Annotated in this window: 16 protein-coding genes; 9 read left to right on the plus strand and 7 right to left on the minus strand. The window is 66.6% G+C overall.

Annotated elements, in window-relative coordinates; genetic code table 11:
• The first annotated feature begins 20 nt into the window (after positions 1-20).
• From ACZ899_RS05080 to ACZ899_RS05100, 5 genes are all read left to right on the plus strand, one after another.
• Positions 21-2,321, plus strand: coding sequence for a fatty acid cis/trans isomerase (locus ACZ899_RS05080; protein ID WP_234563043.1), 2,301 nt, complete (start codon positions 21-23; stop codon positions 2,319-2,321).
• 190 nt (positions 2,322-2,511) lie between these two features.
• Positions 2,512-3,546, plus strand: a complete 1,035-nt coding sequence (locus ACZ899_RS05085) for an acyltransferase family protein (protein WP_186712338.1) — start codon at positions 2,512-2,514, stop codon at positions 3,544-3,546.
• A gap of 57 nt (positions 3,547-3,603) precedes the next feature.
• The gene (nfuA, locus tag ACZ899_RS05090) at positions 3,604-4,188 is read left to right on the plus strand and encodes a Fe-S biogenesis protein NfuA (protein WP_023630602.1); all 585 of its coding nucleotides are present in this window, start codon (positions 3,604-3,606) and stop codon (positions 4,186-4,188) included.
• A gap of 295 nt (positions 4,189-4,483) precedes the next feature.
• Positions 4,484-5,092 (plus strand): SCO family protein, encoded by a 609-nt coding sequence (locus tag ACZ899_RS05095; RefSeq protein ID WP_203646248.1) that lies wholly within the window; start codon positions 4,484-4,486, stop codon positions 5,090-5,092.
• The gene (locus ACZ899_RS05100; RefSeq protein WP_234563032.1) at positions 5,093-5,575 is read left to right on the plus strand and encodes a copper chaperone PCu(A)C; all 483 of its coding nucleotides are present in this window, start codon (positions 5,093-5,095) and stop codon (positions 5,573-5,575) included.
• 123 nt (positions 5,576-5,698) lie between these two features.
• On the opposite strand, the gene ACZ899_RS05105 is transcribed toward ACZ899_RS05100, so the two are convergent.
• On the minus strand, positions 5,699-5,926 hold the full coding sequence (locus ACZ899_RS05105; protein WP_023630605.1) for a hypothetical protein: 228 nt from the start codon (positions 5,924-5,926) through the stop codon (positions 5,699-5,701).
• Positions 5,927-5,941: 15 nt separating this feature from the next.
• Complete coding sequence (locus ACZ899_RS05110; protein WP_203646250.1) at positions 5,942-7,093, minus strand: MFS transporter; 1,152 nt, start codon at positions 7,091-7,093, stop codon at positions 5,942-5,944.
• 108 nt (positions 7,094-7,201) lie between these two features.
• Here ACZ899_RS05110 and ACZ899_RS05115 point away from each other — a divergent pair, with 108 nt between their 5' ends.
• Entirely contained in the window at positions 7,202-8,011 is an 810-nt protein-coding gene (locus tag ACZ899_RS05115) for an AraC family transcriptional regulator (RefSeq protein WP_203646251.1), read from the plus strand.
• Here the strand turns inward: ACZ899_RS05115 and ACZ899_RS05120 are convergent.
• The 5 genes from ACZ899_RS05120 to ACZ899_RS05140 form a co-directional block, all read right to left on the minus strand.
• Entirely contained in the window at positions 7,971-8,804 is an 834-nt protein-coding gene (locus ACZ899_RS05120) for an AraC family transcriptional regulator (protein WP_203646252.1), read from the minus strand. The two genes, ACZ899_RS05115 and ACZ899_RS05120, sit on opposite strands and share 41 nt — an antisense overlap.
• On the minus strand, positions 8,801-9,115 hold the full coding sequence (locus tag ACZ899_RS05125) for an AzlD domain-containing protein (RefSeq protein ID WP_234563033.1): 315 nt from the start codon (positions 9,113-9,115) through the stop codon (positions 8,801-8,803). Before ACZ899_RS05125 ends, ACZ899_RS05120 begins: the two co-directional genes overlap by 4 nt.
• Positions 9,112-9,810, minus strand: a complete 699-nt coding sequence (locus ACZ899_RS05130) for an AzlC family ABC transporter permease (protein WP_234563034.1) — start codon at positions 9,808-9,810, stop codon at positions 9,112-9,114. The genes ACZ899_RS05125 and ACZ899_RS05130 overlap by 4 nt, the downstream gene beginning before the upstream one ends.
• 104 nt (positions 9,811-9,914) lie before the next feature.
• Positions 9,915-10,736, minus strand: a complete 822-nt coding sequence (locus tag ACZ899_RS05135) for an aldo/keto reductase (RefSeq protein ID WP_234563035.1) — start codon at positions 10,734-10,736, stop codon at positions 9,915-9,917.
• Positions 10,724-11,629 carry a LysR family transcriptional regulator gene (locus tag ACZ899_RS05140; protein WP_050705129.1) on the minus strand — a complete coding sequence of 302 codons (906 nt, stop codon included), beginning with the start codon at positions 11,627-11,629 and terminating at the stop codon, positions 10,724-10,726. Before ACZ899_RS05140 ends, ACZ899_RS05135 begins: the two co-directional genes overlap by 13 nt.
• A 118-nt stretch (positions 11,630-11,747) precedes the next feature.
• Between ACZ899_RS05140 and ACZ899_RS05145 the strand changes: the two genes are divergently transcribed.
• The 3 genes from ACZ899_RS05145 (at position 11,748) to ACZ899_RS05155 (ending at position 14,694) form a co-directional block, all read left to right on the plus strand.
• Positions 11,748-12,446: a CoA transferase subunit A gene (locus ACZ899_RS05145; protein WP_050705130.1), complete on the plus strand. Its 699-nt coding sequence runs from the start codon at positions 11,748-11,750 to the stop codon at positions 12,444-12,446.
• Positions 12,447-12,481: 35 nt separating this feature from the next.
• On the plus strand, positions 12,482-13,138 hold the full coding sequence (locus tag ACZ899_RS05150) for a CoA transferase subunit B (RefSeq protein ID WP_234563036.1): 657 nt from the start codon (positions 12,482-12,484) through the stop codon (positions 13,136-13,138).
• A 137-nt stretch (positions 13,139-13,275) separates the two neighbouring features.
• A complete protein-coding gene (locus ACZ899_RS05155) occupies positions 13,276-14,694 on the plus strand; it encodes a short-chain fatty acid transporter (protein ID WP_062360297.1) in 1,419 nt (472 codons plus the stop codon).
• Positions 14,695-14,798 lie beyond the last annotated feature (104 nt).

The following is a 14,798-nucleotide window of genomic DNA, read 5'->3' on the forward strand; positions in this document are numbered from 1 at the left end:
GTAACCAGGACTTTCGGCACATGCTGCATCGCATATTTGCCAGCGCCTTCGCCTTGCTCATCAGTGGCGCGGCGTTCGGGCAGGCCCCCCAAGCGAGCCCGACGATTTCATACACCCGGGATATCCAACCGATCTTCACCGAGAAGTGCGTGGCCTGCCACGCCTGCAACGACGCTGCCTGCCAGCTCAACCTGGGCAGCGCCGAGGGCGCCGAGCGGGGTGCTTCCAAGGTGCCGGTCTACCAGGGCGAGCGCAGCCAGGCGGTGCCCACCACGCGGTTGTTCTACGATGCCCGTGACGAAGCCGGCTGGCGCAAGCAGGGCTTCTACTCGGTGCTGGACAAGCAGGGCAGCCAGGCCGCGCTGATGGCGCGCATGCTCGAGCTGGGCCACAAGACCCCGCTCACGCCCAATGCCAAGCTGCCCGAGGAGATCGTCCTGGGGCTCAACCGCAACAACATGTGCCCGTTGCCCCACGAGTTCGACGCCTACGCCGGCGCCCACCCCAAGGAGGGCATGCCGCTGGCGGTCACCGGCCTGACCGACCAGGAGTACCAGACCCTGCAGCGCTGGCTGGCGGCTGGCGCTCCGGTCGAGAAGACGCCGATCCAGCCCAGCGCGGTCGAGGCAAAGCAGATCGCCGACTGGGAAGAGCTGCTCAACCGCCCCGGTTCGACCGAGGCACTGGTCGGCCGCTGGCTGTACGAGCACCTGTTCCTCGCCCACATCCACTTCGTCGGCGGCGAGCCGGGCCACTTCTTCCAGTGGGTGCGTTCGCGCACGCCGAGCGGCCAGCCGGCAGACCTGATCGCCACCCGTCGCCCCAACGACCCGCCAGGCACCGATTTCTACTACCGGCTGATCCCGGTGCAGGGGGTGATCGTCCACAAGACCCACATCACCTACCCGATGGGGCCGCAGAAGCTCAAGCGGGTCAAGCAGCTGTTCTACAGCGGCGACTGGCATGCCTCGTCGCTGCCCGGCTACGGCCCGCGCCACCGCGCCAACCCGTTCGAGACCTTCGAGGCGATCCCGGCGGTGGCCCGCTACCAGTTCATGCTGGACAACGCCGAGTACTTCGTCCGCACCTTCATTCGCGGCCCGGTATGCCGTGGCCAGATCGCCACCGACGTGATCCGCGACAACTTCTGGGCGCTGTTCCAGGAGCCGGCCCACGACCTGTACATCACCGATGCCGAGTACCGGGGCGAGGCCACGCCGCTGCTGGCCATGCCCGGGCAGATCGACGACGTCGGCAGCGTGCTGAGCCTGTGGCACGCCTACCGCGACAAGCGCAACGAGTACGAGGCATTGCGCCGCGAGGCCTATGCCGAGCAGCCAGCGCCGAGCTGGTCGACCCTGTGGGCCGGCAACGACAACGCGCTGCTGAGCATCTTCCGCCACTTCGACAGCGCCTCGGTGACCAAGGGCCTGATCGGTGACGTGCCGCTGACGATGTGGCTGTTCGACTACCCGCTGTTCGAGCGCACCTACTACCAGCTGGCGGTGAACTTCGACGTGTTCGGCAACGTCTCGCACCAGCTGCAGACGCGCCTGTACTTCGACCTGATCCGCAATGGCGCCGAGGTCAACTTCCTGCGCCTGATGCCGGCCGGCAAGCGTAGCGAGATCCTTGGCAACTGGTACCAGAACAGTGGCAAGGTGAAGATGTGGATGGACTACGAGGACATCGACACCAGCACCCCGAGCGCGCTGAAGCTGGACAAGCACGATCCCAAGCGTGACTTCGGCCTGCAGTTGCTGCAGCGCACCGGCAGCTTGAACGTGGCGCCCGACCCGATCAACCGCTGCCAGGGCGCCTATTGCTCGCGACCCGGCCTGTCCCAGGAGTTCCGCGACGTCGAGCAGTCGCTGAGCCGCCTGGTGTCGCGCCCGGCCGCAGGGCTGAAGGTGATCGGCCAACTGCCTGAGGCGACCATGCTGCGCATCGAGGGGCAGGGCGGCCAGCGCCAGGTCTACAGCCTGCTGCGCAACCGCGCCCACAGCAACGTGGCGTTCCTGCTCGGCGAGGCCTACCGCTATCAGCCGGGGCTGGACACCCTGACCCTGGTCCCGGGCGTGCTCAGCAGCTACCCCAACTTCATCTTCAACATCCCGGCGGCCGATGTGCCGGAGTTCGTCGAGGACATGGAGGCGGCGCGGGACGACACGGCGAAGTTCGAGCGCATCGTCATGCGCTGGGGCGTGCGTCGCAGCCATCCCGAGTTCTGGCGCTACTTCCATGACCTGAACAGCTACATCAAGCAGACCGAGCCGGTGGAGGCGGGGGTGCTGGACATGAACCGCTACGAGAACCTCTGATCGGTTGGCCTGACCTTTCCGGCGCTATTGCGGTCGGAATCGATGGGTAGGCCCTGGGGCTGCTTTGCAGCCCATCGCCGGCAAGCCGGCTCCCACAGACGTACGCGAACCCTGTGGGAGCCGGCTTGCCGGCGAAACGAGCGCAAAGCGCTCGCCGGGCCTCAATGCATCGACGATCGCAGGGTTTTTCATGCTGTATTCGCTTCAGGCTCTCCGGGCATTCGCCGCCTGGGTGGTGGTCTGCCACCATTTCATGCAGATCTTCTTCGACTTCAATGCCACCGGCCCTATCGGCCAACTGCTCGCCGACCGTGGTGCGGTAGGGGTGGACATCTTCTTCGTCATCAGTGGCCTGGTGATCTACCTCTCGACCCGCGACAAGGACATCGCGCCCGCTCAGTTCCTGCTCAACCGCGCCCTGCGCATCGTGCCCGCCTACTGGTTCTACACCCTGCTGATGGCCGCGCTGATGCTGGTCGCCAGCCGTTGGATGCCGCACCAGGTGTTCGAATGGCAGCACCTGCTGCTGTCGCTGTTGTTCATACCAGCGGAAAACCCGGGCGGCTACGGCCTGTACCCGACCCTCAACGTCGGCTGGACGCTGAACTTCGAGATGTTCTTCTACCTGCTGTTCGGCCTGGCGTTCCTGGTGCGCCAGCGCCATCACCTGCTGCTGGTGACGGCGGCGTTGCTGCTGGTCAGCGAGGTGCTGGGCCGCCTCGGCGTGCTCAGCCGCTTCTACAGCAACGACATCGTCTATGAGTTCCTGCTGGGCATCGGCCTGGGCGTGCTGTATCGCCGCGGGCTGATTCGCCAGGGCCTGTGGCTGCCGCTGGGGCTGCTTGGCGTGGCAGGGTATGCGCTGTATCACCTGGACGCTTCGCAGCGTCTGCTGCACTGGGGCCTGCCCAGCGCCCTGGTGGTGCTGGCGTTCATCGCCCTGGAGCCTTGCTTCAAGGGCAATCGGGTGCTCAAGGCGCTGGGCGATTGTTCCTATTCGGTCTACCTGGTGCATGTCCTGGTACTGTACGGCGGCCTGTTCGCCAGCGAACGCCTGCGGCTGAACCCGTACCTGGTATTCGCCTTGTGCGTGCCGTCAATCGGACTAATGTCGTGGCTCAGCTACCACTGGCTGGAGCGTGGCCTGTACGGGCGGCTCAAGGCCGGACTCACGGGGCGTGGCGCCCAGGAGCCCGCGCTGGCGCTATCCCGAGTCAAATGCTAGGACTTTGTTCGAGGGCCGGGTTGGCGTACACTGCCGGCAAGTCTGTGAGGAACTTCCATGAGCGCTATAACCATTACCGACGCCGCCCATGATTACCTGGCCGATCTGCTCTCCAAGCAGAACACGCCTGGCATCGGCATCCGTATCTTCATCACCCAGCCGGGTACCACCTACGCCGAGACCTGCATCGCCTACTGCAAGCCTGGCGAGGAGAAACCCGACGACCAGCCGGTGGGCCTGAAGAGCTTCACCGCCTACCTCGACGCAGTCAGCGTGCCGTTCCTCGAGGACGCGCTGGTCGACTACGCCACCGACCGCATGGGCGGCCAGCTGACCATCAAGGCGCCGAACGCCAAGGTACCGATGGTCAACGAAGACAGCCCAATCAACGAGCGTATCAACTACTACCTGCAGACCGAGATCAACCCGGGCCTGGCCAGCCACGGCGGCGCCGTGAGCCTGGTGGACGTGGTCGACGACGGCATCGCCGTGCTGCAGTTCGGCGGCGGCTGCCAGGGCTGCGGCCAGGCCGACGTGACGCTGAAGGAAGGCATCGAGCGCACCCTGCTCGAACGCATTCCGGAGCTCAAGGGCGTGCGTGACGTGACCGACCACAGCCAGAAGGAAAACGCGTACTACTGATCGCCAGTGGTGACGCCATCGCGGGGCAAGCCCGCTCCCACGCCTGGGCCATGCCTGGATCAATGCGTGGGAGCGGGCTTGCCCCGCGATGTTTTCAGGTGTTGTGCATTGATCCCTAGCAACAAAGTGTTACGGATTCAACCCCTGCGACAACCGGTCGCGCCCCGTAAACAAAGGGCTGCAGCCTGGTCGGCCGGATATCGGGTGGATGGTGCAGGGGTGGCGTGACAGAATGCCCCGGTTTTCTGGCCGGCCCATCCCAGGGGTCGGCACCTTCCCTGTAAAGGATGGTTCCATGAATGATCTGTTGACCCGGCGCGCGGTTGTCGCCGGGATGGGCGTACTGGGGCTTGGCCTGCTGGCGGGTTGCAACCCGGCCCGGGGCCTGGACTTCAAGTACGGCAAGAACATGAGCAACGAGATCCTCGGGCGCAAGTTCAAGCTCAAGGACACTCAAGGCAACGAGCGCACCCTGTCGAGCTTCTACGGCTCGATGCCGATGATCTTCTTCGGCTTCACCCAGTGCCCGGCCGTCTGCCCGACCGCCATGGCGCGCGTGGCGCAGATCCGCAAGATCCTGCGCGGCCGTGACCGTGACCTGTTCCAGCCGGTGTTCATCACCCTGGATCCGGAGCGTGACAGCCCCGAGATACTCGATGCCTACGTCAAGGCCTTCGACCCGTCGATCGTCGCCCTGACCGGTACCCCCGAGGAAATCGCCGAGGTGGCCCGGGAATTCAAGGTGTTCTACGAAAAGGTCCCGGCCGGCGACACCTACACTGTCTCTCACTCGTCCACCAGCTACGTCTACGACACACGTGGCACCCTGCGCCTGAGCCTGGGCCATTCCCTGAACGCCAAGGAATGTGCCGAGGACCTGGTCACCCTGATGGAGATCTGCTGAATGTCGATGCAACCGATCAAACGCGGTCTGGCCGCCCTGGCCCTGCTGGGCATGACCCTGCCGGCGTTCGCCCAGACCACCGTGAGCGACGCCTGGGTGCGCGCCAGCGTACCGCACCAGCAATCGACCGGCGCCTTCATGACCCTGACTGCCAGCAGCGACAGCAAGCTGGTGAGCGTCGCCTCACCCGTGGCCAAGGACGTGCAGGTGCATGAGATGGTCATGAACGGCGATGTGATGAAGATGGGGCCGGTCGATGCCATCGCGCTGCCGGCGGGCAAGCCCGTCAAGCTGGACCCCAATGGCTACCACGTGATGTTGATGGGCCTGAACCAGCAGGTGAAGGAAGGCGAGCAGGTACCGCTGACCCTGACCATCATCGATGCCAAGGGCGCGAAGGAAACCTTGCAGGTGCAGGCGCCGGTGCGCGCGCTCAACGCCGAGGCCGGCGGTGGGCATGACCATATGCATATGAACCACTGATCGTGGATCGGGGGCGCTTTGCGCCCGTTCGCGGCACAAGGCCGCTCCTACAGAGAAAATCGCAGTCCCCTGTAGGAGCGGCCTTGTGCCGCGAACGGGCTGCAAAGCAGCCCCAGCGGCCCGTCAGCTACGAAAACGTGGCAACGGCCGTTCGATGTTCAGCGAGGTCAGGGTCTTGCGCACCTGCGCATCCTCGGCCTCCAGCGCCTTGAGGCTGGCGCGGATCTTCCCGGCGGCGGGCACGTCGCCCTGGCGGTCGATCCAGTCGGCGATCTCCTTGCAGGCGCTGCTCAGGCAGGCCTGGCGCTGGCTCATCAGCGACAGGAGCGTGGTGATTTCTCGTTCGGACATGACGCGATCCTCCATTCAGCCCCTTGAGTGTAGCAGCGCCCGGCCAGGCTGCTCGTAGCCGATGGCCAGTGCCCAGCCCGCCAGCGCACAGACAAACAGCGTCGCCCCCATAGCCTGGCAGGCACCCGCCAGCAGCAGTCCCGCGCCAATCTGCAGGTAGTAGAACAAGCCGAACAACGCGCCCGCCGTGCCACGGCAGTCGGCGTAGTCGACCAGCGCCGAGCCCAGCACCAGCGGAATCGCCATGGCGAAGGCGAACATCACCAGGGCCATGGCCAGCACCGTCCACAGGCTGTCGCCCAGCCCCAGCAGTGCCAGCGCCGCCAGCAGGTCGAGCAGGCACGCCAGGCGCAGCAGGCGCGCCGTGGCCACCCCGCGCTGCAACAGTCGTGCATTGAGTCGCGCGCCCAGCAGCGAGCCGAGCGCCAGCGCCGCGCCGGAGTAGCCCATCCACGGGCTGGCGCCGAGGCGCTCGAAAACAAACGGCGCCAGGCTGTACCAGCTGAACACGCTGATGTTGAACACTGCCACCAGGGCGCTGGCCAGCAGCACGCGACGGTCGCGCAGCAGGCGTCGCAGCACCTGGCCGAGCGCGGGCGTCGCCTGCGCGGCGGGGCGCGTCTCGGGCAGGCCGCGCCAGGTCCAGGCGAGCAGCAGCGCGGCCATCAGCAACTGGCCGGCGAGTACACCGTGATAGCCGAACAGCCGGTCCAGCCAGGCGCCGCTGATCAGCCCGAGCGCCGGGCTGAGCGCCAGGCATACGCCGATCAACGAGAACACCCGGGCCAGTTCAGGGCCGGCGTGGCGATCGCGCAGGATGGTCTGGGTGACCACGGAGCCCACCGCCGCCGCGAAGGCCGCCACGATCCGCGCCAGCAGCAGTTGGCTGAAGTCGACCGCCAGCAGCGCCGCCAGTGCTGCGGTGGTATAGAGCGACAGGCCGGCAAGCATGGCCGGGCGCCGCCCCCACAGGTCGCAGGCACGCCCCCAGGCCAGCACGCCGACGGCAAACGCGACGAAGTACAGCGACAGGGTCAGCGAAGCCTGGGCAGCGCTGACGGCGAATGCTTCGGCCAAGGAGACCAGGGCAGGGCTGTAGAGGGTTTCGGCGACTTGCGGAAACATCAGCAGGGCGGTGGCCAGGGCCAGCCAGGAACGGGAAAGCATGGGAGTGAACGCCTTGCAGCACAAACGGGCGCTCATGGTAGGGACGTTGTGCCGTGAGCTATTATCGCGATTCCGTTGCTCTATCGTTGAAATCGGACAATTGCAGCCATGGCCTGGTTAGCCCCCGACACCCACTTCGACCCCGATGCTTTCGACGCGCCGGTACTGGGCATCTGCTCGGCTCTGGGCGACCACGACTCGGGGCGCCACCGCCATGGCCGCGGCCAGGTGCTGTTCACCCGCCAGGGCTGCGTGCGCATCCAGACGCCCGGACGCCTGTGCCTGCTGCCACCGACCCAGGCTGCGTGGATTCCGGCGGGGCTGGAGCATCGGGCGCGCATGCGCGAAACGGTAGACTACCGCTCGCTGTATTTCAGCGCCGTGCTCAACGTGGAGCTGCCCGACGACGTGACGATCATCAGCGTCAACCCGTTGCTGCGCGAACTGCTCGAACGCATTGCCCAGGCGCCGTTCGACACGGCCTGGGACCGAGGTGACCAGGTGCACCTGCTGGCGCTGTGTCTGGGCGAATTGCGCCTGGCGCCGCGCCAGCCGATGTTCCTGCCACTGCCAGGCGATCGCCGCCTGGTTGGGCTGGTCGAGCGGCTCGAGCGCCTGCCGCCAGCGCTGGGTGAACTGGCGCGGCAGGTTGGCGCCAGCGAGAAGACCATCAGCCGCCTGCTGCGCCGGGATACCGGCATGTCCTATCAGCAATGGCGCCAGCAGTGGCGGTTGTTGCGGGCAATGGAACAGCTGGCGTTGCAGCGGCCGCTGGGCGCCATCGCCGACGACCTGGGCTTCGCCAGCGACAGTGCCTTCATTGCGTTCTTTCGCGGCATGACCGGCATCACGCCAGGCGCCTGGAACCGGGGCGCAGCTACAGGCCCAGACAGGCCTGGCGATAGGCCCCCGGCGTAACCCCATAGGCCTGCTTGAACTGGCGGCTGAGGTGGCTCTGGTCGGCGAAGCCCAGGGTGACGGCGACCTCCAGTGCCGGCAGGCCGCTGCGTAACAGCTCGCGGGCGCGGGCCAGGCGGCGCTGCTTGAGCCAGGCGTGGGGCGGCAGGCCGGTGGCCTGGCGGAACACCCGGGCGAAGTGGAACGGCGACAGGTTCACCGCCGCCGCCAGGGTTTCCAGCGAGGGCGGCTCGACCAGCCGGCTCTCCAGCAGCTCGCGGGCACGGGCCACGGCCAGCGGCTCGTTGCCGGGGGCGGCGGGCTCGGCGCAGTGGCCGTGGCGCTGCACCAGCGCCAGCACCGCCTGGCGCCAGGCGGTCTGTTGCTCCAGGGCGCTGGCGCAGGACTCGGACAACTGGTGCAGATGGCTGAAAGCGGCGGCCAGGGCCGGGTCCTGGATCACGCTGTCCTTGAACCGGGGCAGGCCGTGGCGGCCCAGCTCCAGTTCGTCGAGCACGCCGGTGACCCGCTCGTGTTCGGGGTAGAAGCCACGGTAGCGCCAGCCGGCCTCGTGGGCGGTGGCACCGGTGTGCAGCTCGTCGGGATTGATCAGCACCATGCTGCCCACCGGCGCCAGGTGCTCGCTGCCGCGGTGCCAGAAGCGCTGGGCGCCGGATTCGATCACGGTGAACACATAGCCTTCGTGCACATGCGGGGCGAAGCGCTGCTGGATGTAGCGGGCGTGCAGCATCTCGACGTCGCCGAGGGCGGGCGCCTGCCACAGGTGGGCCTGTTCGCGCAGGGGCGTGGTCATGCCAGCCAGCTGCGCAGGAGGAAGAAGATCAGCATGCTCGCCAGCATGCTCAGCAACACGCTGCGGGTCAACAGCACCAGGGCGATCGCCACCAGCGAGCCGAGCAGGTAAGGGTTCAGCAGGCTCAGCTCGAGCTGGTGGCCGGGCAGGAAGATGATCGGCCCGCAGATCGCGGTGAGCATGCCGGGCACGGCGAAGCCGAGGAACTGCCGCGCATTGGAGCTCAGGCGCAGCGGCAGGCGCGGTTCAAGGAAGGCGTAGCGGTTGAGGAACACCACCGCGCCCATGGCGACGATCAGCAGCCAGATCATGAGCGGCCTCCGGAGAATTTCTGGCAGATAAAGCCAGCGGCCATGCCCAGCAAGCCTGCCACCACCAGGGCAGTTTCCCAGTGCCAGTAGCTGAACAGCACCGAGCAGAACAGCGACACCGCCACGCACACCACGGTCGGCAGGTTGCGCACCAGCGGCGCGATCAGCGCGACGAAGGTGGCGACGATGGAGAAGTCCAGGCCCAGCTGGTCCAGGTGCGGGATGTTCTGGCCGAGGACGATGCCGGCCAGGGTGAACAGGTTCCAGGCCACATAGAAAGTCAGGCCGACGCCCAGGGCGTACCAGCGGTTGAACTGCTGCTGGTCGTGGTGGCTGGTCAGGGCGAAGAACTCGTCGGTGAGCAGAAAGCCCAGGCCCAGGCGCCAGCGGGTCGGCAAGCCGGACATCACCTGGCGCATGGACAACCCGTAGAGCAGGTGCTGCGAGGTCAGCAGCAGGGTGGTGAGCAGGATCGACAGCAGGTTGGCGCCGCCCTTGAGCATGCCGATGGCCACCAGCTGCGCGGCGCCGGCGAAGACGATGGCCGACAGGCCCTGGCCTTGCCAGGCGCTGAGGTTGGCCTCGATGGCCATGGAGCCTGCCAGCAGGCCCCAGGGCGCGACGGCCAGGGACAGCGGCAGGATGGCGATGGCACCGTGAAGGAAGGCATTGCGGGCGAGCGGTGGGCTGGACATGGGAACGACAACGAATCGACAGGGCAGGCCAGCATGACAGAGCGGCGCGGGGGCGGCTTGAACGATCTTGCTTTGTTGTCGATCATGCCGGCCCCTGTAGGGGTTCAGACCATTGCCAGGCGTTGCTTGCAGGTCGGCGCGGGGAAGGCCTGGTCGATGGCCCGCAGGTCTGCTTCGCTCAATATCAGCCCTGCCGCCGCCGCGTTCAGGCGCACATGCTCCGGGTCGGTGGCCTTGGGAATGGCGATCACGCCCTCCTGGCGCGTGACCCAGGCCAGGCTCACCTGGGCCGGCGTGGCGCCATGGCGTGCGGCGATATCGCCCAGCACGGGATGTCGCAGCAGGCGCCCGGCCTGGGCCAGCGGGCAGTAGGCCATGGTCGGCAGGCCCTGCTGCTGGCTCCAGGGCAGCAGGTCGAACTCGATGCCGCGCTCGGCCGGGTTGTACAGCACCTGGTTGGTGGCGCAGGCGGGGTTGTCGAGCTCGCGCAGGTCGTCGAGGTCGAAGTTGGACACGCCCCAGCGGCGGATCTTGCCCTGCTCGATGAGGCGCTCGAAGGCCTCGACGGTCTCCTCCAGCGGATACTGGCCGCGCCAGTGCAGCAGGAACAGGTCGATGCAGTCGGTGCCCAGGCGCTCGAGGCTGCGTTCGCAGGCGGCCGGCACACCGCGCCGGCTGGCATTGTGCGGATAGACCTTGCTGACCAAAAACACCTGGTCGCGGCGCCCGGCGATGGCCTGGCCGACCACGCGCTCGGCACCGCCCTCGGCGTACATCTCGGCGGTGTCGATCAGACCCAGGCCCAGTTCGATACCCTGTTGCAGCGCCGCCACCTCGGCGGCCCTGCGGCCTGGGTCCTCGCCCATGTACCAGGTGCCCTGGCCGATGGCCGGAACGCGGGAACCCGCCAGATTCACGTAACGCATGTCACCTCCTGTGGATGGGTATGGGTCAGCAATACATCGAGCAGCGCCTCGGCGGCCTTGGACAGCTTGTGATCGCTCAGGGCGATCACGCCGATGCGCCGCTCCACGGTCGGTTCGACCAACGGCACGCAGCGGGCGCCGAGCTCCTGCATCTGGCCGATGCACAGCGCCGGCACCGCGCTGACCCCCAGGCCGCTGGCGACCATGCGGCCGATGGTCGACAGCTGGTGGCTCTCGAAGGCCACCGCCAGCTTGCCATGGTTGGCGGCCAGGTGCTGCTCCAGCAGCAGGCGCACCGCGGAAGGCCGTTGCAGGGCGATGAAGTCCTCGGCCAGCAGCTGCGGCCAGCGCACCTGGGGCTGGCGGGCGAGGGGCGAGTCGGCGGGCACCACCGCGACGAAGCGGTCCAGGTACAGCGGGTGGAAGCGCAGCGCCTCGCTGCTCTCGGGCTCGAAGCCGATGCCCAGTTCGACGCGACGGTGGCGTACCAGTTCCAGCACCTGCTCGTTGATCACATCGTGCACGGTGACGTTGACCTTGGGGTAGCGCTGGCGAAACACCTTGAGCGACTGCGGCAGCAGGTTGCCGGCGAAGGCCGGCATGGCCGCCACCGAGACCCGCCCCAGTTGCAGGGTAAAACGCTGGCGCAGCATCTCCTCGGTGTCGTCCCAGTCGGCCAGCAGGCGTCGGGCAAGCGGCAACAGCACCTCGCCCTCGGGGGTCAGGCTGACGCTGCGGGTAGTGCGGGTGAGCAGGGCGCCGCCGAGGTTGTCCTCCAGCGCCTTGATGGTCAGGCTCAGGGCCGGTTGCGATACATGCAGGTGCTCGCCGGCCTGGGCGAAGCTCTGGTACTTGGCCACGGTGACGAAGGCGCGCAGCTGCTTGACGTTCATGGGACGGGCCCTTTGTTTTGTAAAAGTTATCAATCGATGACGAAAACAAAATTAACAAATCAGTCGACTACAGTGAAGATGACCGTACGGTTCCAACAACTACAAAAGGCGACTGAGCATGGCCGGACTGGACAAGCGTGTAGCAACTTATGAAGAGGCCCTGGCGGGCCTGACCGACGACATGACCGTGCTGGCCGGCGGCTTTGGCCTGTGCGGCATCCCCGAGAACCTCATCGCCGAGATCAAGCGTCGCGGCGTCAAGGGCCTGACCGTGGTGTCCAACAACTGCGGCGTCGACGGCTTCGGCCTGGGCGTGCTGCTCGAGGACCGGCAGATCCGCAAGATGGTCGCCTCGTATGTGGGCGAGAACGCCGAGTTTGAACGCCAGCTGCTCAGCGGCGAACTGGAAGTGGAACTCACCCCGCAAGGCACCCTGGCCGAGAAGATGCGTGCCGGCGGCGCCGGCATCCCGGCCTTCTTCACCGCCACCGGCTACGGCACCCCGGTCGCCGAAGGCAAGGAAGTGCGCGAGTTCAACGGTCGCAAGTACATCCTCGAAGCGTCCATCACCGGCGATTTCGCCATCGTCAAGGGCTGGAAGGCCGACCACTATGGCAACGTGGTGTACCGCAACACCGCGCAGAACTTCAACCCGCTGGCCGCCACCGCCGGCAAGATCACCGTGGTCGAGGTCGAGGAGATCGTCGAGCCCGGCGTGCTGCTGCCCAGCGAGATCCACACCCCGGGCATCTATGTCGACCGGGTCATCGTCGGCACCTTCGAGAAGCGCATCGAGAAGCGCACCGTCAAGGCCTGAGCGCCGTCCTCAAGAACAACAAAGAGATCCTGACCATGGCATTGACCCGCGAACAAATGGCGCAACGCGTCGCCCGTGAACTGAAGGACGGCTACTACGTCAACCTCGGCATCGGCATCCCCACCCTGGTGGCCAACTACGTACCCGAAGGCATGGAAGTGATGCTGCAGTCGGAGAACGGCCTGCTGGGCATGGGCGAGTTCCCCACCGAGGCCACCATCGACGCCGACATGATCAACGCCGGCAAGCAGACCGTCACTGCCCGCCGTGGCGCGTCGATCTTCGATTCGGCGCAATCCTTCGCCATGATCCGTGGCGGCCATGTCGACCTTACCGTGCTCGGCGCCTTCGAGGTGGACGTGCAAGGCAACATCGCCTCGTGGATGATCCCCGGCAAGCTGGTCAAGGGCATGGGCGGCGCCATGGACCTGGTGGCCGGTGCCGACAACATCATCGTCACCATGACCCACGCCTCCAAGGACGGCGAGTCCAAGCTGCTGCCCAAGTGCAGCCTGCCGCTGACCGGCGCCGGCTGCATCCGCAAGGTGCTCACCGACCTGGCCTACCTTGAGATCGAAAACGGTGCCTTCATCCTGCGCGAGACCGCCCCGGGCGTGAGCGTCGAGGAAGTCATCGAGAAGACCGCCGGCAAGCTGATCGTGGCGGACGATGTGAAGGAAATGACCTTCTAAGCAATACCGTTGCAAGCGCCCCATCGCGGGGCAAGCCCGCTCCCACGAAGGACCACACATCCCTCGTGGGAGCGGGCTTGCCCCGCGATGGGGCGACGCCGTTTCAGTCCTATAAAAATCAGAAAAAGGAAAACATCGTGGCCGCTGATATCCAAGACAGCCGCTCCGCCCGCTTTGCCCTGCGCTGCTCCAACTGGGCCGAACGCTGGTTCCCCGACTCCTGGGTGTTCGCCGCCCTGGCGGTGATGCTGGTGTCCCTCGGCGCCCTGGCCATGGGCGGCAAGCCCACCGACACCGCCAAGGCCTTCGGTGACGGCTTCTGGAGCCTTATCCCGTTCACCATGCAGATGGCCTTCGTGGTCATCGGCGGCTATGTGGTGGCCAGCTCGCCGCCCGCCGCCCGGCTGATCGACCGCCTGGCGCGGCTGCCGAAGAACGGCCGCTCGGCGGTGTGCTGGGTGGCGCTGATCTCGATGCTTGCCTCGTTGCTCAACTGGGGCCTGTCGCTGGTGTTCGGCGGCCTGCTGGTGCGCGCCCTGGCCCGGCGCAGCGACCTGAAGATGGACTACCGCGCCGCCGGCGCCGCCGCCTACCTGGGCCTGGGCGCGGTGTGGGCGCTGGGGCTGTCGTCGTCGGCCGCGCAGCTGCAGGCCAACCCGGCCAGCCTGCCGCCGTCGATCCTGTCGATCACCGGGGTGATCCCGTTCACCGAGACCATCTTCCTCTGGCAGTCCGGGGTGATGCTTGCCGCGCTGGTGGTCGTCTCGCTGGTCGTGGCCTATGCCACCGCCCCGGGGCCGAACAGCGCCCGCAGCGCGCAGGACTGCGGCGTCGACCCGAGCTTCAGCGCGCCGCCGTCGCCACAGCGCACCCGCCCGGGCGAGTGGTTGGAATACAGCCCGATCCTGATCCTGCTGCTGGTCGCCCTGGCCGCCGGCTGGCTGTACCAGGAGTTCGCCACCAAGCCTGCGATCACCGCGATCTCTGGCCTGAACACCTACAACCTGCTGTTCATCATGCTCGGTGCCTTGCTGCACTGGCGCCCGCGCAGCTTCCTCGACGCGGTGACCCGTGCCGTGCCGACCACCACCGGGGTGCTGATCCAGTTCCCGCTGTACGGCTCGATCGCCGCCATCCTCACCCAGGTCAAGGGCGCGGACGCCCAGACCCTGGCCCACCATATCTCGGTGTTCTTCACCCAGATCGCCACCCATGACACCTACGCGCTGCTGATGGGCGTGTACTCGGCGGTGCTCGGTTTCTTCATTCCGTCCGGCGGCGGCAAATGGATCATCGAGGCGCCCTACGTGATGCTGGTGGCCAACGACCTGCAGTATCACCTGGGCTGGGCGGTGCAGATCTACAACGCCGCCGAGGCGCTGCCGAACCTGATCAACCCGTTCTACATGCTGCCGCTGCTGGGGGTGCTGGGGCTCAAGGCGCGCGACCTGATCGGCTTCTCGTTCGTGCAGTTGCTGGTGCATGTGCCGCTGGTGCTGGTGCTGCTGTGGGCGCTGGGCACGACCTTGCAGTATGTGCCACCAGTGATGCCGTAAGGCCCAAGTCGTGGAGCTGCACGGCAGCTCCACGTGGTTCACGGCGACAGGGCGAAATTTTTTCTCTGTAGCGCAACAGCTCTATCTCAATGCTTTCATTCAAT

This window comes from Pseudomonas sp. TE31087 (genome assembly GCF_057284075.1).

Bases quoted from the DNA above. Each gene is read 5' to 3' on its own strand.
- ACZ899_RS05080 (WP_234563043.1), top strand. From the start codon at position 21: ATGCTGCATCGCATATTTGCCAGCGCCTTCGCCTTGCTCATCAGTGGC.
- ACZ899_RS05085 (WP_186712338.1), top strand. From the start codon at position 2,512: ATGCTGTATTCGCTTCAGGCTCTCCGGGCATTCGCCGCCTGGGTGGTG.
- nfuA (WP_023630602.1), top strand. From the start codon at position 3,604: ATGAGCGCTATAACCATTACCGACGCCGCCCATGATTACCTGGCCGAT.
- ACZ899_RS05095 (WP_203646248.1), top strand. From the start codon at position 4,484: ATGAATGATCTGTTGACCCGGCGCGCGGTTGTCGCCGGGATGGGCGTA.
- ACZ899_RS05100 (WP_234563032.1), top strand. From the start codon at position 5,093: ATGTCGATGCAACCGATCAAACGCGGTCTGGCCGCCCTGGCCCTGCTG.
- ACZ899_RS05105 (WP_023630605.1), bottom strand. From the start codon at position 5,926: ATGTCCGAACGAGAAATCACCACGCTCCTGTCGCTGATGAGCCAGCGC.
- ACZ899_RS05110 (WP_203646250.1), bottom strand. From the start codon at position 7,093: ATGCTTTCCCGTTCCTGGCTGGCCCTGGCCACCGCCCTGCTGATGTTT.
- ACZ899_RS05115 (WP_203646251.1), top strand. From the start codon at position 7,202: ATGGCCTGGTTAGCCCCCGACACCCACTTCGACCCCGATGCTTTCGAC.
- ACZ899_RS05120 (WP_203646252.1), bottom strand. From the start codon at position 8,804: ATGACCACGCCCCTGCGCGAACAGGCCCACCTGTGGCAGGCGCCCGCC.
- ACZ899_RS05125 (WP_234563033.1), bottom strand. From the start codon at position 9,115: ATGATCTGGCTGCTGATCGTCGCCATGGGCGCGGTGGTGTTCCTCAAC.
- ACZ899_RS05130 (WP_234563034.1), bottom strand. From the start codon at position 9,810: ATGTCCAGCCCACCGCTCGCCCGCAATGCCTTCCTTCACGGTGCCATC.
- ACZ899_RS05135 (WP_234563035.1), bottom strand. From the start codon at position 10,736: ATGCGTTACGTGAATCTGGCGGGTTCCCGCGTTCCGGCCATCGGCCAG.
- ACZ899_RS05140 (WP_050705129.1), bottom strand. From the start codon at position 11,629: ATGAACGTCAAGCAGCTGCGCGCCTTCGTCACCGTGGCCAAGTACCAG.
- ACZ899_RS05145 (WP_050705130.1), top strand. From the start codon at position 11,748: ATGGCCGGACTGGACAAGCGTGTAGCAACTTATGAAGAGGCCCTGGCG.
- ACZ899_RS05150 (WP_234563036.1), top strand. From the start codon at position 12,482: ATGGCATTGACCCGCGAACAAATGGCGCAACGCGTCGCCCGTGAACTG.